At 54.7% G+C, this 18,122-nt stretch carries 16 protein-coding genes and 1 other RNA gene; 8 read left to right on the top strand and 9 right to left on the bottom strand.

What is annotated here, in order from left to right; genetic code table 11:
- Nucleotides 1-26: 26 nt before the first annotated feature.
- The 8 genes from tdcC to EXW94_RS10940 form a co-directional block, all read right to left on the bottom strand.
- On the bottom strand, nucleotides 27-1,358 hold the full coding sequence (tdcC, locus tag EXW94_RS10975) for a threonine/serine transporter TdcC (RefSeq protein WP_010435911.1): 1,332 nt from the start codon (nucleotides 1,356-1,358) through the stop codon (nucleotides 27-29).
- A gap of 9 nt (nucleotides 1,359-1,367) precedes the next feature.
- The gene (gene tdcB / locus EXW94_RS10970) at nucleotides 1,368-2,357 is read right to left on the bottom strand and encodes a bifunctional threonine ammonia-lyase/L-serine ammonia-lyase TdcB (protein ID WP_126815490.1); all 990 of its coding nucleotides are present in this window, start codon (nucleotides 2,355-2,357) and stop codon (nucleotides 1,368-1,370) included.
- A 96-nt stretch (nucleotides 2,358-2,453) separates the two neighbouring features.
- The gene (tdcA, locus tag EXW94_RS10965) at nucleotides 2,454-3,374 is read right to left on the bottom strand and encodes a transcriptional regulator TdcA (protein ID WP_108416148.1); all 921 of its coding nucleotides are present in this window, start codon (nucleotides 3,372-3,374) and stop codon (nucleotides 2,454-2,456) included.
- Nucleotides 3,375-4,037: 663 nt separating this feature from the next.
- Nucleotides 4,038-4,414: RNase P RNA component class A (gene rnpB, locus EXW94_RS10960), an RNA gene on the bottom strand.
- Nucleotides 4,415-4,446: 32 nt separating this feature from the next.
- On the bottom strand, nucleotides 4,447-5,592 hold the full coding sequence (garK, locus tag EXW94_RS10955) for a glycerate 2-kinase (RefSeq protein ID WP_174340088.1): 1,146 nt from the start codon (nucleotides 5,590-5,592) through the stop codon (nucleotides 4,447-4,449).
- Nucleotides 5,593-5,668: 76 nt separating this feature from the next.
- A complete protein-coding gene (gene garR, locus EXW94_RS10950) occupies nucleotides 5,669-6,559 on the bottom strand; it encodes a 2-hydroxy-3-oxopropionate reductase (protein ID WP_131635347.1) in 891 nt (296 codons plus the stop codon).
- Nucleotides 6,560-6,579: 20 nt separating this feature from the next.
- Nucleotides 6,580-7,350: a 2-dehydro-3-deoxyglucarate aldolase gene (garL, locus tag EXW94_RS10945; RefSeq protein ID WP_010435924.1), complete on the bottom strand. Its 771-nt coding sequence runs from the start codon at nucleotides 7,348-7,350 to the stop codon at nucleotides 6,580-6,582.
- A 15-nt stretch (nucleotides 7,351-7,365) separates the two neighbouring features.
- Nucleotides 7,366-8,700 (bottom strand): MFS transporter, encoded by a 1,335-nt coding sequence (locus EXW94_RS10940; RefSeq protein WP_174340087.1) that lies wholly within the window; start codon nucleotides 8,698-8,700, stop codon nucleotides 7,366-7,368.
- A gap of 410 nt (nucleotides 8,701-9,110) precedes the next feature.
- Here EXW94_RS10940 and garD point away from each other — a divergent pair, with 410 nt between their 5' ends.
- From garD to EXW94_RS10900, 8 genes are all read left to right on the top strand, one after another.
- Nucleotides 9,111-10,682 (top strand): galactarate dehydratase, encoded by a 1,572-nt coding sequence (garD, locus tag EXW94_RS10935; protein ID WP_174340086.1) that lies wholly within the window; start codon nucleotides 9,111-9,113, stop codon nucleotides 10,680-10,682.
- A 176-nt stretch (nucleotides 10,683-10,858) separates the two neighbouring features.
- Complete coding sequence (locus tag EXW94_RS10930) at nucleotides 10,859-11,713, top strand: tagatose bisphosphate family class II aldolase (protein ID WP_174340085.1); 855 nt, start codon at nucleotides 10,859-10,861, stop codon at nucleotides 11,711-11,713.
- Nucleotides 11,714-11,747: 34 nt separating this feature from the next.
- Nucleotides 11,748-13,019 carry a tagatose-bisphosphate aldolase subunit GatZ gene (gene gatZ / locus EXW94_RS10925; protein ID WP_174340084.1) on the top strand — a complete coding sequence of 424 codons (1,272 nt, stop codon included), beginning with the start codon at nucleotides 11,748-11,750 and terminating at the stop codon, nucleotides 13,017-13,019.
- 13 nt (nucleotides 13,020-13,032) lie between these two features.
- The gene (gene gatA, locus EXW94_RS10920; RefSeq protein WP_174340083.1) at nucleotides 13,033-13,500 is read left to right on the top strand and encodes a PTS galactitol transporter subunit IIA; all 468 of its coding nucleotides are present in this window, start codon (nucleotides 13,033-13,035) and stop codon (nucleotides 13,498-13,500) included.
- Nucleotides 13,501-13,528: 28 nt separating this feature from the next.
- Nucleotides 13,529-13,813 carry a PTS galactitol transporter subunit IIB gene (gene gatB, locus EXW94_RS10915; RefSeq protein WP_021242240.1) on the top strand — a complete coding sequence of 95 codons (285 nt, stop codon included), beginning with the start codon at nucleotides 13,529-13,531 and terminating at the stop codon, nucleotides 13,811-13,813.
- A 4-nt stretch (nucleotides 13,814-13,817) separates the two neighbouring features.
- Nucleotides 13,818-15,191: a galactitol-specific PTS transporter subunit IIC gene (locus EXW94_RS10910; protein ID WP_108416141.1), complete on the top strand. Its 1,374-nt coding sequence runs from the start codon at nucleotides 13,818-13,820 to the stop codon at nucleotides 15,189-15,191.
- Nucleotides 15,192-15,231: 40 nt separating this feature from the next.
- The gene (gene gatD, locus EXW94_RS10905; protein WP_174340082.1) at nucleotides 15,232-16,275 is read left to right on the top strand and encodes a galactitol-1-phosphate 5-dehydrogenase; all 1,044 of its coding nucleotides are present in this window, start codon (nucleotides 15,232-15,234) and stop codon (nucleotides 16,273-16,275) included.
- Nucleotides 16,276-16,385: 110 nt separating this feature from the next.
- Nucleotides 16,386-17,159 (top strand): DeoR/GlpR family DNA-binding transcription regulator, encoded by a 774-nt coding sequence (locus EXW94_RS10900; RefSeq protein ID WP_100166503.1) that lies wholly within the window; start codon nucleotides 16,386-16,388, stop codon nucleotides 17,157-17,159.
- A gap of 55 nt (nucleotides 17,160-17,214) precedes the next feature.
- Here EXW94_RS10900 and rsmI read toward each other — a convergent pair whose 3' ends face one another.
- Nucleotides 17,215-18,078 carry a 16S rRNA (cytidine(1402)-2'-O)-methyltransferase gene (gene rsmI, locus EXW94_RS10895; protein WP_063146524.1) on the bottom strand — a complete coding sequence of 288 codons (864 nt, stop codon included), beginning with the start codon at nucleotides 18,076-18,078 and terminating at the stop codon, nucleotides 17,215-17,217.
- Between the last annotated feature and the right edge of the window lie 44 nt (nucleotides 18,079-18,122).

Here is an 18,122-nt window from a genome sequence, read left to right as displayed (position 1 = left end):
TGACTCCGCTCTTCCTGAGCAATGGGTTAGAACAGTTTGTAAACGATGTTCAGAATGGTCAGCAGGCCAACCACGGTAACGAAGATGTTCTCGGTACGGCCTTTGTATTTCGCCAGCGCCGGTGCTTTGCGGATGGCGTACATCGGCAGCAGGCACAGCAGAGAGGCGATGATTGGCGCGCCCATGGCTTCAATAAGGTCCAGAATGTTCGGGTTGGCGTAGGCCACAACCCAGGTGGAGCCCATGATGAAGATCATGCTGATGGTGTTCAGCTTGCCGACGGAAACTTTCTTCTTATCGCCCTTATAGCCGAACTTAAGGACCAGACCGTTCAGCCCTTCCAGCGTGCCGAGGTAGTGACCAAAGAAGGATTTGAAGATAGCGACCAGCGCAATGATGGACGCGCCGTATTCCAGCACGGTGGCGAAGGTAGATTTAGTGCCTGACAGCGACGCGAAGTGGTTCGCCAGATAAGAGAGCACCGGAATGTTCTGCGCTTTGGCGTCCGCCATGTTCTGCGGAGAGAGGGTGAACAGGCAGCTGAAGGCGAAGAACATCACCACGGCCACCATCAGCAGGCTGGCGCGGCCGATGATTTTGGAACATTTCTGCTCGGTAAACTCTTTCCCGAACTCAGGCTCGTACTCTTCGCGCTTGGAGACCACAAACGAGGAGACGATAGGCGAGAAGTTGAAGGAGAAGACCATAATGGAGATCCCCAGCCACACGGTGACCAGAATGCCGTCATGACCGGTGAAGGCGATATCGCTCAGGTTGACCTGGTCGATCACCGCCGAGTTCCAGTACGGGATCAGCGACAGGGAAATCAGCACCAGGCTGGCGATAAACGGGAACACCAGGAAGCTCATGACCTTCACCATCAGGTCTTTACCAAACCAGATAACAAAGGCCATCAGCAGCAGCAGGAACAGCGCCACAAAGCCACGGTTCAGCGCGGGCAGCTGGAGCTGGTTTTCCCAGAAGGTCATGAAGGTGTTGGTAATAGTGACACCGTAAATCCACAGCAGCGGGCAAATCGCAAAGAAGTAGAGGAAGGTGATCACCACCCCGCCGGTCTTACCGAAGTGCTCTTCTACCGTTTCGGTGATGTTACCCGAGACGTTACTGCCTGACAGACACAGGCGCGCCAGCGCCCGGTGGCAGTAGAACGCAATCGGGAACGCGAGAACCAGCATCAGCAGAATAGGGATCAGGCCACCGAAGCCTGCGCGAATGGGGAAGAACAGCACGCCCGCGCCAATGGCGGTACCAAACAGGCCAAGCGTCCAGGTGGTATCAGACTTACGCCAGGAGGACGTTTTTGTCTGGCCAACGATAATGCTTTCTGTGTTGCTCATAGGTCACCTTTATGCGTCAACGAAGCCGGTAATTTGGGAAACACGGGAGAGATCGATATTGCCGCCGGAAATAATGCAGACGGTTTTACGACCCTGAATATAATGGTCAAGTTTGCCGCTTAATAACGCCGCGCAGGCCAGCGCGCCAGCACCTTCTGTCACCACTTTATTTCGCTGAATGAGCGCGATCATGCTGTTGCGAATATCGTCCTCGCTGACCAGAACAATGTCGTCAACTAATTCACGAACAATTTCGAAGGTTAATTTACCGGGACGAGAAACATCGCAGCCGTCCGCTAATGTGCCGGTGACGCGATGGTTGACGATTTCCCCGGTCTGATAAGACGCAGCCATACCGTGAACGTTCTCAGACTGCACGCCGATAATATTAATGGTCGGGTTGATGGATTTAATCGCCGTGGCAATTCCGGCAATTAATCCGCCGCCGCCGATAGGCACAATGACGTTATCCACGTCGTATAAATCTTCAAGAATTTCCAGACCGATGGTGCCCTGCCCGGCAATCACTTTTGGGTCATCGTAAGGCGGAATAAAAATGCGCCCTTCCATTTCGACAATTTCGCTGACCTTGGCGATGGTGTCGTTAAAGTTCTCGCCGTGCAGCACCACTTCGGCGGAGTAGTCGCGCGTGGCGGCAACCTTGGATTTCGGCGCGCCCATCGGCATCACCACTTTGCCGTCGATACCGAGCATGGCGCAGGAGAGCGACACGCCCTGCGCATGGTTTCCTGCCGAACAGGCGACAACGCCTTTGCGTTTTTCAGCATCGGTGAGCGAGCTTAACTTATTAAACGCGCCGCGAATTTTGAATGAACCGGTGCGCTGCATGTTTTCAAACTTCAGGAATATCTCACCCTTACAACGTTCGCTGAGATAATTCGAGCGCGGCATACCGGTTTTATAGATTTTTCCTGCCAGTCGTTTTCTGGCATCCTGAATATCTTCAATCGTTACCGGGAGATCGTAAGTAATGTGCATAATATCCTCGTTATAATAATTCATTGTTTTCAGGCAAAGTCAGGGTATCAGAGCGTTAAAAAGCGTCGCTCCGGGTGTTTTAAATCATCATTATTTCTATCGTCGTTTTTCGATATTCATCGACGAATATTGTTTTGCCAGTTCAACTAATACTGACGCCGATTTTTTAATACTGTAATTTTTTGACCACACGGCGGCATAACGCGCCACGGGTAATTCATCTTCCACCGGCAGAACAATAAACTGGTCCGAGCCGAATGGCGCAATCATGTCACGGGGGATCACCGTCAGGTAATCGGCATTGAGGACAAGGTTATAAATGGTAACGACGGAATCGGTCTGGACGATGTTTTCAATGCTGATGTGGTTGTCTTGCAGGGTGGTCAGAAGTTCTTTGTAGTAGCCCATATCGGTTTGCGGCATCACCCACTGCTCGTGCGTGAGCGATGCCAGTGTCGTCGGTCCGGTGCACGTTCGTGATTTGCTGGCGACCAGCACAAACTCGGACTCAAACAGCGGCTCGACGTGCAGGTCCTGCAGCAGCATTTCATCGCTTAACGTGCCGATGGCAAAATCCAGTCGGCCGTCGCGGATAGCGGGCAGGAACGAAGAGAGCTGTGCTTCGTACATCGAGACGCGCGCTTTCGGGAACACTTCCTTGAATTTTTTGATCATCTCAGACAGGAAGGTGAAGCCTATCAGCGACGGATAGCCAAAGGAGACGTCCATAACGGTGCTAAAACTGAGGCTGTTGATCTCGCTCACCATGTTTTTCATTTCGCGAGTGATCGACTCTGAATACGAGAGCAGAACCTGGCCTGCAGCGGTCAACTTAACGCCCGTGTTTTTACGAATCATCACTTCAACACCGAAGTAGGACTCGATATCGCTGATGATTTTGCTGACGGCCGGTTGCGTCAGGCCCAGTTGTCTTGCCGCAGAACCTATGGAGCCACTTTTAATGACTTCCTGAAATACCACGAGGTGCTGTGTTTTCGGTAGAATAATAGTGTTCATAATATTCTGCGCTTATTTCCCTATGACGGGGCGAATTCTACCTAATAGTGTTTCAGGGGGTATGTGCTGTTACTCACAATTTGACTTTTCGCATCATTACCAACCTCGACAAAACACCATTAAAACACATATATATCAATGAGTTGATAATATAAAAACACACCAATACGCTGATATTAATCAACAAAAATGGCGGTAATAACTTTATTTTATGGTGATAACCACGGTGGATTTTTTGTATTTTAAAATATCAATAAAGACTATCTTTCAGACAATTAACGGCTAATAAACAACCATTTTCTATTTAAAACATTTTTGTGTTTTATCAAATAGAAAAATAATGATGTTGCCCGCGCATACAAAAGGGTCGAATACATCACACATTCACACTGGGAATGTTTTTGAATTCAATATTCACATATCAAATGTGAAAACTATAAACACCATTACCGCAACATCAGCAACAAATTAACAACACTGAGAAATCGTTATTTTTTAGCGGGAAATTTTGTGATTTGGATCGTATAGGGTAAATGAACGGATTCATTAACCACATAAACAGTGAAATGTGCTTAGCGTCGCAATTTTGATAATTGGTATCATTTGCCCACATGGCCAGATGACCAGAAAGCAAAAACCCCGCCGAAGCGGGGTTCTTTAAGAAGTTGAAGCTGACCGATAAGCCGGGTTCTGTCGTGGACAGTCATTCATCTAGGCCAGCAATCGCTCACTGGCTCAAGCAGCCTACCCGGGTTCAGTACGGGCCGTACCATGTGAACCCCTATTTGGCCTTGCTCCGGGTGGAGTTTACCGTGCCACGGACTGTTACCAGCCGCGCGGTGCGCTCTTACCGCACCCTTTCACCCTTACCTGATCCCGCTTGCGCGGGCCATCGGCGGTTTGCTCTCTGTTGCACTGGTCGTGGGTTTCCCCCCCAGGCGTTACCTGGCACCCTGCCCTATGGAGCCCGGACTTTCCTCCCCTCCGCCCGTCTCCCCCGAAAGGGACGACGACGAAGCGGCGACTGTCTGGTCAGCTTCGGCGCGCAGTATAGAGGGTTTGCGCGCCGCTGTCACCCTTGGGTGTGCATCCCCACCTGCAAAGTCGCGGCGATATTGCGTGAGGCGCGGTAAATGTTGTCATAGGCGCCGCGAAACGCCTCTTCCAGTGACCCAATGCTGGTCAGCACGCTGAACACGGCGTCAATGCCGTACTGGTGCACGACGCCCACGTCCTGGGTCAGGCTACCGGCAATGCCGATCACCGGCTTATGGTATTTTTTGGCGACGTTCGCTACGCCGACGGGCACTTTGCCGTGAATGCTCTGGCTGTCGATGCGCCCTTCCCCCGTCAGCACCCATGTGCAGTCGTGGATATGCTCTTCAAGATTGAGCGCCTGGGTAACAATCTCAATCCCGCTCTTAAGTTCCGCGCCGAGAAACGCCATCAGCGCTGCACCCATACCGCCCGCAGCACCGGCTCCCGGTACATGCTTCACGTCGATACGCAGGGATTTTTTAATCACGTCGGCAAAGTGGCTGAGATTGGCGTCCAGCTCGAGGATCATCCCCTCGGTCGCCCCTTTTTGTGGGCCAAAGACGCGCGACGCGCCTTTCTCTCCCACCAGCGGGTTGGTGACGTCGCAGGCGACGCGGATTGCGCAGCCCTTAAGCCGGGCATCCAACCCTGAGACATCAATACTGTTAAGCGCCATCAGGCTGCCGCCGCCGTAGCCGATCGCCGTGCCGTTGGCATCGCTGAGCTTCGCCCCGAGCGCCTGCATCATCCCTGCGCCACCGTCGTTGGTCGCGCTTCCGCCGATGCCGATAATAATATTGCGCGCGCCTTTATCCAGCGCGCAGAGGATAAGCTCCCCGGTGCCGCGTGAAGTGGTAACCAGCGGGTTGCGCTGTGCCGGAGGGACTAATGCCAGACCGCTGGCTGCCGCCATCTCGATAAACGCCGTGCTGCCGTCGCCGGACATTCCCCAGCAGGCATTCACCTTCTCCCCCAGCGGTCCCGTCACCACGGCATGATGTTCGCTACCGCGGGTGGCGGCGATCATCGCTTCAACCGTGCCTTCCCCGCCGTCGGCGACGGGAACAGAAACATAAAGTGCGTCGGGGAAGATTTCCCGAAATCCTTTTTCTATCGCCTGAGCTACCTCGGTGGCAGAAAGGCTTTCTTTATAAGAGTCTGGCGCGATTACGATTTTCATAGTTGTAGCCTGTTACAGCACGGATCCGGCCTGGACCGTAGGCCCGGTAAGCAAAGCGCCACCGGGCAGGACGTCATTAGCGAGCAACTTCCACTTTCGCCAGTTTTTCGTAGTAGCACGCGATGGCGCTATGGTCGGCGGTGCCCAGACCGTCCGCGCGCAGCGCCTGCATCATCTCCATGACTGCAGCGGTCAGCGGCAGCTGTGCGCCCACGCCGTGAGAGGTATCCAGCGCGTTAGCCAGATCTTTAATATGCAAGTCAATGCGGAAACCCGGCTTGAAGTTACGATCCATCACCATCGGCGCTTTCGCATCCAGCACGGTGCTACCCGCCAGGCCGCCACGGATTGCCTGGTACACCAAATCCGGGTTGACGCCCGCCTTGGTGGCCAGCGTCAACGCTTCTGACATCGCCGCGATATTCAGCGCCACAATCACCTGGTTCGCCAGCTTGGTGACGTTACCCGCGCCGATTTCACCGGTATGCACCACGGAACCGGCCATGGCTTTCATCAGGTCGTAATACTTGTCGAAAATCGCCTTGTCGCCGCCCACCATCACCGACAGCGTGCCGTCGATGGCTTTTGGCTCGCCGCCGCTGACCGGTGCGTCCAGCATGTCCACGCCTTTCACCTTCAGCGCCTCGCTGATTTCACGGCTGGCCAGCGGGGCAATAGAGCTCATGTCGATAACCACCAGGCCCGGCTTCGCGCCGTCGATAATGCCGTTCTCGCCCAGCGCGACCTCTTTCACATGCGGGGAGTTTGGCAGCATGGTGATGATCACATCGCACTGCTCGGCAACCGCTTTGGCCGTGGTTGCCGCTTCTGCCCCGGCTGAAATCACTTCAGCCACGGCGTCTGAATTACGGTCTAACACCACCAGTGAGTAACCCGCTTTGATGAGGTTCTTACTCATTGGTTTACCCATGATACCTAAGCCAATAAAGCCCACTTTCAGCGTCATAATCTTTTCCTCAGTGATAGTTATTTTTTAAAAGCGTCTGCTAATTTCTGCGTGGCGGAGCGGAACACGCCGAGATCGCTGCCCACGGCAACGAACGTCGCCCCCCACTCCAGATAGCGGCGGGCATCGGCTTCAACCGGGGCCAGAATGCCGCAGGGTTTGCCGTGCGCTTTGGCGCGAGCAAAGATGTGCTGAATGGCGCGCTGCACGTCAGGATGACCCGCATTGCCCAGATGGCCGAACGCAGCGGCCAGGTCGCTTGGACCGACAAAGATGCCGTCCACGCCGTCGGTGGCGGCGATGGCATCGACGTTATCCACGCCCTGCTGGCTCTCGATCTGCACCAGGATGGTGATGTTCTTGTTGGACTGGGCGAAGTAGTCCGGCACGGTGCCAAACATGTTGGCGCGGTGCGACACGGACACGCCGCGAATGCCCTCCGGCGGGTAGCGGGTAGAGGCCACGGCCAGCACCGCCTCTTCTTCCGTTTCCACGAACGGGATCAGGAAGTTGTAGAAACCGATATCCAGCAGGCGCTTGATGATGACCGGCTCGTTCGTCGGTACGCGTACCACCGGCGCGCTCGGGCTGCCCTTCAGCGCCATCAGCTGCGGAATAAAGGTGCTGATGTCATTTGGCGCATGTTCGCCGTCCAGCACCAGCCAGTCGAACCCGGCCAGTCCAAGCACTTCAGTGCTGATCGGGCTTGCCAGCGCAGACCAGCAGCCAATCTGGATCTGGTGCGCCGCGAGGGCCGCTTTAAACTTGTTCGGGAAGATATCGTTACTCATCGCTTATACCTTTGCTTATTTCTGCAATTCCATACGTTTGATGTCGCCTACCACGAACAGGTAGCAGAACATCGCCATCAACGCTGAACAGCCAACAAATACCAGTGCCGCGTTGAACGAATGCAGCTCACTGACCAGATAACCAATGACCAGTGGAGTCGCGATGGACGCCACGTTGCCAAAGACGTTAAATACCCCGCCGCACAGGCCAACAATCTCTTTTGGCGCGGTGTCGGAAATCACCGGCCAGCCCAGCGCGCCGAAGCCTTTGCCGAAGAACGCCAGCGCCATCAGGGCTACCACCAGCGTGGTGTTGTTGGTGTAGTTGCACAGAATGATGGACGACGCCAGCAGCATGCCGAGCACAATCGGCAGCTTACGCGCCAGGGTTATCGACTTGCCCTGCTTAATCAGATAATCCGAGAACACTCCGCCCAGCACGCCGCCAGCAAAACCGCACAGCGCCGGAATGGAAGCCACCAGACCGACTTTCAGAATCGACATCCCTTTTTCCTGCACCAGATAAATCGGGAACCAGGTAAGGAAGAACCAGGTGATGGTGTTGATAAAGTATTGACCAAAAAAGACGCCCAGCATCATGCGGTTGGTCAACAACTGTTTGATGTAATGGAGCTTCGGACCGCCTGCGACCTGTGCACCGGGCTTTTTATGGTCCATATCCACCACCGCGCCGCCTTCGGAGATGAACTTCAGCTCCTGCTCTGACATGCACGGGTGATCGGTCGGGTTATGGATATACTTCACCCATACGCCGGTCAGCACAAAGCCAATCACGCCCATCACGGTAAAGACGTGTTCCCAGCCCCAGGCGAAGGTCAGCCAGCCCAGCAGCGGAGAGAAGATGGCCAGCGAGAAATACTGCGCGGCGTTAAACAACGCAGACGCGGTGCCGCGCTCTTTGGTCGGGAACCAGGCCGCCACGATACGGGCGTTTGCCGGAAAAGACGGCGCTTCCGAGAAGCCGAGCATAAAGCGCATAATGAACATCGACACGCCCGCCCAGGCGAGCGGGAAGACATCCACAAAGCCCTGCAGGAAGGTGAACAGCGACCAGAAGAACAGGCTGTAGGTATAGACCTTTTTGGAACCGAACTTATCCAGCAGCCAGCCGCCGGGAATTTGCATCAGCAGGTAGGCCCAGCCGAACGCAGAGAAGATATACCCCATCGAGACGGCACTGAGCTGCAGCTCTTTTGCTACTTCCGTACCGGCAATCGACAGCGTCGCACGGTCAGCATAGTTAATGGCCGTGACGATAAAAATAATCAGTAATATTAAATAACGAGTGGGCACACCCTTTTTCGATTCTACAACGGTATCCAGAATCATATTTATTTCCTCAGGCACAGCGAAATTTATATTTATAATTTTAGAAAACATATTTCCTGATTATTTATCGATAGCAGGCAATATCAGGTAATTAACCAGACGCAATATCAATGTGATTCAGTATAATCACCACTTTATGGCATCGCACTGGATTAACGCTCAATTATCACACCTGAAATGAATAAGTTTTTGAGCATATGCACAAAGCACTGGGCGCTGCTGCACAGAATCACGTATTCCCAGCCACAGCGCGCTATCTCTCGCTTTAGGGGGTGATCTGGATCACATTCTTATATCTCAAGCCCTGACATTCTTTATTTAAGAAAGCAGCGTCTTTATTTCGGAAATAAGTAAATAAATACTGCATGGCTGCATTAATGATCAGACACTTTGCTGGAGAATAGTGAACAATGGCCGACATTGAAATTCGACAAGCATCGCCGACGGCGTTTTATATAAAAGTACATGACACCGATAACGTGGCGATTATTGTCAACGACAACGGCTTAAAAGCGGGAACCCGTTTCCCGGACGGGCTGGAACTGATTGAGCATATTCCGCAGGGGCATAAGGTGGCGCTGGTGGATATCCCGGCGCACGGTGAAATCGTGCGCTACGGTGAAATTATTGGCTATGCCGTTCGCGCTATCCCGCAGGGGAGCTGGATTGAAGAGTCGCTGGTTGAGCTGCCAAAAGCGCCGCCGCTAAATACCCTGCCGCTGGCTACGCGCGTGCCTGAACCGCTTCCGCCGCTGGAGGGCTATACCTTCGAAGGCTACCGCAACGCGGACGGCAGCGTCGGCACCAAGAACCTGCTCGGCATTACTACCAGCGTTCACTGCGTGGCGGGCGTGGTGGATTACGTGGTCAAAATCATCGAGCGCGACCTGCTGCCGAAATACCCGAACGTGGATGGAGTAGTAGGGCTGAACCACCTCTACGGCTGCGGCGTGGCGATCAACGCACCCGCGGCGGTAGTGCCAATCCGCACCATTCACAATATTGCGCTCAACCCGAACTTTGGCGGCGAGGTGATGGTCATCGGTCTGGGATGTGAAAAACTTCAGCCTGAGCGCCTGCTGCAGGGCACCGAGGATGTGAAAGCGATTCCGGTCGACGAGGCCAGCATCGTGCGCCTGCAGGACGAGCATCACGTCGGCTTTCGATCGATGGTCGACGATATTTTGCAGGTGGCTGAACGCCATCTGGACAAGCTCAACAAGCGCCAGCGCGAAACCTGCCCGGCCTCTGAGCTGGTGGTGGGCACCCAGTGCGGCGGCAGCGATGCGTTTTCCGGCGTGACCGCCAACCCGGCTGTGGGTTATGCGTCCGATCTGTTTGTGCGCTGCGGCGCCACGGTGATGTTCTCCGAAGTGACTGAAGTGCGTGACGCCATCCATCTGCTGACGCCACGCGCCGTCAACGAAGAGGTGGGCAAGCGCCTGCTGGAAGAGATGGCCTGGTACGATAACTATCTCGATATGGGGCAAACCGACCGCAGCGCTAACCCGTCGCCGGGCAACAAAAAAGGCGGCCTGGCCAACGTGGTGGAAAAAGCCCTTGGCTCGATTGCCAAATCCGGCCAGAGCGTGATTGTCGAAGTGCTCTCTCCGGGCCAGCGCCCGACCAAACGCGGCCTGATTTATGCGGCAACGCCTGCCAGCGATTTCGTCTGCGGCACGCAGCAGGTGGCATCCGGCATTACGGTACAGGTCTTCACCACCGGGCGCGGCACGCCGTACGGCCTGATGGCGGTGCCGGTGATCAAGATGGCGACCCGCACCGAGCTGGCAAACCGCTGGTATGACTTAATGGATATCAACGCGGGCACCATCGCCACCGGGGAAGAGAGCATTGAGGACGTGGGCTGGAAGCTGTTCCACTTCATTCTGGATGTCGCCAGCGGCCGGAAGAAAACGTTCTCTGATCAATGGGGATTACATAATCAGCTGGCGGTGTTTAACCCGGCACCGGTGACGTGAGTTTGCTGTAAACCTCGCTTAGCATGGCTTCGGCCATGCTTTTTTTTGCTTTCATTTCTTTCGCATTCTTCCCTTTCATTTCGATTCTTTCATTTTTAAGATACCAATCACAAAATAACATTCCGAAACCCTATATTGTCTTTCACATAAACAAAACGAAAGGTTTCGGAGGAAAGATGTTCATCATCTCGTCGAAAGCGATGCTGCTGAAAGCACAGCGCGAAGGTTACGCCGTACCGGCATTCAATATTCATAATCTCGAAACGCTGCAGGTGGTCGTTGAAACGGCCTCTGAGATGCGCTCTCCGCTGATCGTGGCGGGTACGCCCGGCACATTCAGCTATGCCGGAACCGGTAACGTGGTCGCCATCGCCAGCGATCTGGCCAAAACGTACAACCAGCCACTGGCGATCCACCTCGATCATCACGAAGGTTTCGACGATATCGCGCAGAAAGTCCAGAGCGGGATCCGCTCGGCGATGATCGACGGATCGCATCATCCATTCGCTGAAAATGTCGCGCTGGTGAAGAAAGTGACAGACTACTGCCACCGTTACGATGTGAGCGTGGAGGCTGAACTTGGCCGTCTTGGCGGGCAGGAAGATGACCTTGTGGTCGACAGCAAAGATGCGCTTTACACCAACCCGCTACAGGCACGCGAGTTTGTTGAATTAACGGGTATCGACTCATTAGCCGTCGCCATCGGTACCGCGCACGGCCTCTACACTGCCACACCGAAACTTGATTTTGAACGTCTGGCAGAGATCCGCAATCAGGTCGATATCCCGCTGGTGCTGCACGGCGCTTCCGGTTTATCTACGGCCGATATCCTTCAGGCCATTCGCCTCGGTATCTGCAAGGTCAACGTTGCCACAGAACTCAAAATCGCCTTCTCGAATGCCCTGAAAACCTATCTCGCTTCACATCCCGAAACCAGTGACCCGCGACATTACATGGTGCCCGCCAAACGCGCCATGAAAGAGGTGGTGCGTAAAGTGATTAACGATTGTGGTTGTGAAGGAAAGCTCTAAATACGAAAGCCTGAAGTCCTGACCTGGAGGAAACGTGAAAGATATTATTACCCGCCATAAAGCGGGAGAAGATCTCGGTATTTGCTCAGTTTGCTCAGCACACCCGCTGGTTATCGAAGCCGCATTGCGGTTCGATCTGCATACCGACAACAAGGTTCTGATTGAAGCCACCTCAAATCAGGTGAACCAGTTCGGCGGTTACACCGGTATGAAACCCGCTGATTTCCGTGATTTTGTTCTGAAGATCGCTAAAGAGGTGGGCTTTCCGCATGAACGTTTGATCCTGGGCGGCGATCATCTGGGGCCAAACTGCTGGCAAAACGAACCGGCAGACGCGGCGATGGAGAAATCCATCGCATTGATCAAAGCCTATGTCGCGGCAGGGTTTAGCAAGATCCACCTGGACGCCTCAATGTCCTGCGCCGACGATCCTGTTCCACTCCCGCCAGGGGTGGTGGCACAGCGTGCTGCCCGACTGTGCAAAGCCGCAGAAGAGACGGCCACTGAAGAACAAAAAGCGGCGCTAACCTACGTGATTGGTACTGAGGTTCCCGTTCCCGGCGGTGAAGCCAGCAGTATTAACAGCGTTCATGTTACCCGTGTGGAAGATGCCGCGCAGACGCTGGAAACGCATAGCGAGGCCTTTGCCGCGCTCGGTCTGGACGAGGCGATGACGCGTGTGATTGCGTTAGTTGTGCAACCCGGCGTGGAGTTCGACCATACGCAGATCATTCACTACCAGCCGCACGCGGCAGAGGCGCTTTCCGGCTGGATCCGCCAGACCCCCATGGTCTATGAGGCGCACTCCACGGACTACCAGACTCGTCAGGCCTATCGCGCTTTGGTTCGCGATCACTTCGCGATCCTGAAAGTCGGCCCGGCGCTTACCTTTGCCCTGCGAGAAGCCATTTTTGCCCTCGCACAAATGGAGAAGGCCCTCATCGCCCCTGAGCAACGCAGCCATGTGCTTGACGTGATCGACGAAGTCATGCTGAACGAGCCGGATTACTGGAAGAAGTACTACCGCCCAACCTGGAGCCAGGCAATGGTGGATATTCACTTTAGCCTGTCCGATCGCATTCGCTACTACTGGCCACACCCGCGCATTCGCCAGAGCGTTGAGAGGTTAATCGCTAATCTGAGCGCAACCTCCTTGCCTCTGGGGCTGATCAGCCAGTTTATGCCCGTCCAGTTCGAACGATTGTCGATGAATGAGATCGCCGCAACACCGCAAAATCTCATCATCGACAAAATACAGGATGTATTACGCGCCTATCGATTTGGCTGCACCCCTGAACCCGTCTGATGCCGGAGAGTGTATGAGTCACGTTTTTGTCCGTACCGGAATTGAGTTTGAAACCTGCCAGCAGGCGCTGGCGCATATTGGCGAGGAGATGCTGGCTAACGGTGTTGTACAGACCACCTACCCTGCCGCCCTTCTGGAAAGGGAGATGAACTACCCCACCGGCATTGCCCTTGAACGCCATGCGGTCGCTATTCCGCACTGCGAAGCCGTACATGCGAAACACCCCGCGATTTACCTGATTCGTCCGGACAAACCGGTGCATTTTCAGCAGGCCGATGATGATGGCGAGGTCGCCGTCTCACTCATCATCGCGTTAATCGTTGAAAACCCTGCGGCGCAAATGAAATTGCTGCGCCGCCTTTTCAGTGAGCTACAAAACCCGGATACGCTGGACATGCTGCTGGCTGCGCCCGCAGAGCGCCTGGCCGATCGTTTCCGGGAGACGATCCTTGAGCCTGTCGTCTGTGCCCAGGCTTCATAACATACTGATAATAAAAAAGGAGTGCCCTATGAAACGCAAAGTTATTGTTGCCTGTGGCGGTGCTGTCGCCACCTCAACCATGGCAGCAGAAGAGATCAAAGAACTGTGTGAAGCCCACCACATTGAGCTGGATCTGGTCCAGTGCAGGGTGACTGAAATCGAAACCTATATGGACGGTGCAGACCTGATTTGTACCACGGCGAAAGTTGACAGAGCCTTTGGCGACATCCCGGTGGTGCATGGCATGCCGTTTGTATCCGGCGTCGGCATCGAAGCCCTGCAGCAAAAAATTCTGACCATCCTCGAGGGGTAAGAACATGTTTACCGAAATCATGCGGTACATCCTCGATCTGGGGCCAACCGTAATGCTGCCAATCGTCATCATCATCTTCTCTAAGCTGTTGGGGATGAAGCTGGGCGATTGCTTTAAATCCGGCCTGCATATCGGCATTGGCTTCGTCGGGATCGGGCTGGTTATCGGCCTGATGCTTGACTCCATCGGCCCGGCGGCCAAAGCGATGGCTGAGCAGTTCCAGATTAACCTGCACGTGGTGGATGTCGGCTGGCCAGGTTCATCCCCAATGACCTGGGCATCACAGATTGCGCTTATCGCTATCCCTGTTGCCATTGGCGTCAACGTTATCATGCTGGTGACGCGGATGACGCGGGTGGTGAACGTCGATATCTGGAACATCTGGCACATGACCTTCACCGGTGCGATGCTGCACCTGGCAACCGGCTCTTACTGGCTGGGGATCCTGGGCGTTGTGGTGCACGCCGCGTTTGTTTACAAGCTGGGGGACTGGTTTGCCAAAGACACGCGGGACTTCTTCGGTCTGGAAGGGATCGCCATCCCTCACGGCTCGTCAGCTTACCTCGGCCCAATCGCCGTTCTGGTCGATACGATTATCGATAAAATCCCAGGCCTGAAGCGTATTCATTTTAGCGCTGACGACGTGCAAAAACGTTTCGGCCCGTTTGGCGAACCGGTCACGGTTGGGTTTGTGATGGGACTGGCCATTGGCATGCTGGCAGGCTACGACGCCAAATCCGTTCTCCAGTTGGCCGTGAAAACCGCCGCCGTGATGCTGCTAATGCCGCGCGTTATCAAACCGATCATGGACGGCCTGACGCCGATTGCTAAACATGCCCGTAAACGTCTGCAGGCAAAGTTTGGTGGGCAGGAGTTCTTAATCGGTCTCGATCCGGCGCTGCTGCTGGGCCATACATCTGTCGTCTCCGCCAGCCTGATTTTCATACCGCTCACTATCCTGATTGCTGTTCTGGTGCCGGGAAACCAGGTGTTGCCGTTCGGTGACCTTGCCACTATCGGCTTTTTTGTGGCGATGGCGGTCGCGGTGCATCAGGGCAACCTGTTCCGCACGCTTATCTCTGGCGTCATCATCATGGGCATTACGCTGTGGATTGCGACCCAGACCATCGGCCTGCACACCCAGCTTGCGCAAAATGCTGGCGCGTTGAAAGCTGGCGGGCTGGTGGCCTCCATGGACCAGGGCGGTTCACCCGTCACCTGGCTGCTCATCCAGTTGTTCACCTGGCAAAACGTGGTGGGGTTCATCGTGATTGGTGCAATTTACGTCACCGGCATCCTGCTCACCTGGCGACGTGCCCGCGTGTTTAGCGCGGCAGAAAAGAACGCCGCTACCCCGCAAAGCCAGACGGTGTCTTGATATCCGGGGAGCCATGCTCCCCTCTTTTTCTGGAGTGAATATGAAATCAGTGGTAATTCACGCTGAGGGCAACGTGCGCGTTGAAGAACGTCCAATCCCTCACATTCAGGCTGCGGATGATGTGCAGGTGCGTATTGCCTGTTCAGGATTATGTGGCTCCGATATTCCGCGAATTTTTGCCGGAGGGGCACATTATTATCCCATCACCCTGGGGCATGAATTTAGCGGTCATGTCGAAGCCTGTGGTACCGAAGTGCACGATCTCAAGGCAGGCGATCCGGTTGCCTGCGTGCCATTACTGCCTTGCTTTTCCTGTCCGGCGTGTAAAAAAGGCTACTTCTCGCTCTGCAAGCAGTATCAGTTTGTCGGATCGCGCAGCGAAGGCGGCAACGCGGAATATATCGTGGTGAAGCGAGCAAACCTGTTCCGCCTTCCTGCAGAGATGGCAATTGAAGATGGGGCATTTATTGAGCCCATAACCGTAGGGCTACACGCGTTTCATCTCGCTTCCGGCTGCGAGGGTAAGAACGTCATCATTGTCGGCGCAGGCACTATCGGCCTGCTGGCGATGCAGTGTGCACTGGCATTGGGCGCCAACAGCGTAACCGCGATCGATATCAACGACGATAAGCTCGCGCTGGCAACAACGCTGGGGGCAACTCAGGTGTTTAATAGCCGCGCTCTGGCCGCAGACGACATCCTCAACGCCTTGAGCGACAACCCGTTTGATCAGTTGGTTCTTGAGACTGCTGGCACACCGCAAACCGTTACGCTCGCCATTGATATCGCCGGGCCGCGGGCCCAGGTCGCTCTGGTGGGTACGCTGCATCATGACCTGAACTTACCTGCGGCGACATTTGGCAAGATACTGCGTAAGGAGTTGACGCTTCTGGGAAGCTGGATGAATTATTCGGCCCCGTGGCCGGGTGAAGAATGGGAAACCGCGGCACGCCTGCTCACAGAGAAAAAACTGCAGCTAAAGCCCCTTATTGCTCATACCGGCGATAGCGATAGCTTTGCGCAGGCCGTGCAGGGACTAAACGGTGCGCCAATGCAGGGCAAAATCATGCTGCGCTTCGCGTAGTGCTTCGAGCCAGCAACCTGAGCTGGCTCACATTTCCTTTCGAATATTACCGTACCCCTTTCGCATACCTTCGATTAGAATAGAGGCAGTTAATTATCAGGCATTTCAATATGAACTCATTTGAGCGACGCAATAAAATCGTTGACCTCGTCAACGCGCAGGGCAGTGTCATGGTGCTGGATCTGTCGAATATGTTTGGCATTTCAGAAGTGACGATTCGAACAGATCTGCGCCTGCTGGAAGAAAAAGGATTGGTCACGCGTTTTCACGGTGGCGCAGCAAGACCCGGCAGCAGCCTGGCGGAAAGCGAAAATCAGGAAGTGGTGCTGGAAGACCGTTATAAGCTGGCAAGCGACCCGAAAAAGCGCATCGCACAGGCTGCAGCGGCCATGATTGAAGAAGGGATGACGATCATTCTCGATAGCGGTAGCACCACCATGCTCATCGCCGAAGCACTCACCAAAAAAGCCAATATCACCGTCATCACCAACAGCCTGCCTGCCGCGTTTGCCCTCTCGGAAAATAAAGATATTACGCTCGTGGTCTGCGGCGGTACCGTGCGCCATAAAACGCACTCTATGCATGGCACCATCGCCGAGCGCTCTCTGACCGGGATAAGCGCGGACCTGATGTTTGTCGGCGCGGACGGTATTGATGCCACCAACGGCATTACAACGTTCAATGAAGGCTATTCGATAAGCAGCGTGATGGCTGCCGCCGCGCATAAGGTGATTGCCGTGCTGGACGCCAGCAAGTTCAACCGGCGCGGGTTCAACCAGGTGTTGCCGATGGAAAAAATCGACTGTGTGATTACGGATGATGGGATCGGAAAACACGAAAAAGAACTGTTGGGTAAAACGGGCACCGAGATCATCACTGTATAGTGTGCAGGCCGGGTAAGGCACAGAGCCGCCACCCGGCAAAACAGGCAGCAGGAGCTTACTCCCCCTGCTGCTCCAGCGCATACTTATACAGCGCATTTTTCTTCACGCCGTGAATTTCCGCCGCCAGCGCAGCGGCCTTCTTCAGCGGCAGTTCCGCCTGCAGCAGCGCCAGCGTGCGCAGCGCGTCGGCAGGCAGTGCGTCTTCCTGCGCTTTATGCCCTTCGACAATCAGCACCATTTCACCCTTGCGGCGGTTTTCGTCTTCCTTCACCCACGCCAGCAGTTCGCCCACTGGCGCGCCGTGGATCGTTTCCCAGGTTTTGGTCAGCTCGCGCGCCAGCACCACGTAGCGGGATTCACCCCAGACAGTCACCATATCTTCCAGGCTTTCCAGCAGGCGGTGGGTGGATTCGTAAAAAATCAGGGTGCGCGGCTCGGCTTCCAGATCCTTCAATACGTCGCGACGGCCTTTGGATTTAGCTGGCAGGAAGCCTTCATAGCAGAAGCGGTCAGACGGCAGACCTGCGGCGCTTAACGCAGCAATCGCCGCGCACGGCCCCGGCAGCGGCACCACGCGAATACCGGCTTCGCGACAGGTACGCACCAGGTGATAGCCAGGATCGTTGATCAGCGGCGTACCGGCGTCGGAGACCAGCGCAATGTTCTGCCCTTCCTTAAGTTTCGCCACCAGCGTTTCGGCTTTTTGTTGCTCATTGTGATCGTGCAGGGCAAACAAACGGGCGTTAATCGCGAAATGTTGCAGCAGTAAGCCGGTGTGGCGGGTATCTTCAGCGGCAATTAAATCAACAGCTTGCAACACAGTGAGCGCACGTTGGGTAATATCAGACAAATTCCCGATAGGAGTAGGTACAATATAAAGCTGGCCTTGAGAATTATCTGCCGTTTCGTGTTGTTTCATTGTTTCGTCCGTATTGCCGATTTAATATTGAGCATTGCGTAAAA

This window comes from Enterobacter sp. JMULE2 (assembly GCF_013337145.1).
GTDB classification, from domain to species: Bacteria; Pseudomonadota; Gammaproteobacteria; order Enterobacterales; family Enterobacteriaceae; genus Enterobacter; species Enterobacter mori.
This window is presented reverse-complemented; position numbering and strand designations above follow the sequence as displayed.

Bases quoted from the DNA above. Each gene is read 5' to 3' on its own strand.
- garK (WP_174340088.1), bottom strand. From the start codon at position 5,592: ATGAAAATCGTAATCGCGCCAGACTCTTATAAAGAAAGCCTTTCTGCC.
- EXW94_RS10900 (WP_100166503.1), top strand. From the start codon at position 16,386: ATGAACTCATTTGAGCGACGCAATAAAATCGTTGACCTCGTCAACGCG.
- EXW94_RS10910 (WP_108416141.1), top strand. From the start codon at position 13,818: ATGTTTACCGAAATCATGCGGTACATCCTCGATCTGGGGCCAACCGTA.
- gatD (WP_174340082.1), top strand. From the start codon at position 15,232: ATGAAATCAGTGGTAATTCACGCTGAGGGCAACGTGCGCGTTGAAGAA.
- tdcB (WP_126815490.1), bottom strand. From the start codon at position 2,357: ATGCACATTACTTACGATCTCCCGGTAACGATTGAAGATATTCAGGAT.
- gatB (WP_021242240.1), top strand. From the start codon at position 13,529: ATGAAACGCAAAGTTATTGTTGCCTGTGGCGGTGCTGTCGCCACCTCA.
- garL (WP_010435924.1), bottom strand. From the start codon at position 7,350: ATGAGTAACGATATCTTCCCGAACAAGTTTAAAGCGGCCCTCGCGGCG.
- garD (WP_174340086.1), top strand. From the start codon at position 9,111: ATGGCCGACATTGAAATTCGACAAGCATCGCCGACGGCGTTTTATATA.
- tdcC (WP_010435911.1), bottom strand. From the start codon at position 1,358: ATGAGCAACACAGAAAGCATTATCGTTGGCCAGACAAAAACGTCCTCC.
- tdcA (WP_108416148.1), bottom strand. From the start codon at position 3,374: ATGAACACTATTATTCTACCGAAAACACAGCACCTCGTGGTATTTCAG.
- garR (WP_131635347.1), bottom strand. From the start codon at position 6,559: ATGACGCTGAAAGTGGGCTTTATTGGCTTAGGTATCATGGGTAAACCA.
- EXW94_RS10930 (WP_174340085.1), top strand. From the start codon at position 10,859: ATGTTCATCATCTCGTCGAAAGCGATGCTGCTGAAAGCACAGCGCGAA.
- EXW94_RS10940 (WP_174340087.1), bottom strand. From the start codon at position 8,700: ATGATTCTGGATACCGTTGTAGAATCGAAAAAGGGTGTGCCCACTCGT.
- rsmI (WP_063146524.1), bottom strand. From the start codon at position 18,078: ATGAAACAACACGAAACGGCAGATAATTCTCAAGGCCAGCTTTATATT.
- gatA (WP_174340083.1), top strand. From the start codon at position 13,033: ATGAGTCACGTTTTTGTCCGTACCGGAATTGAGTTTGAAACCTGCCAG.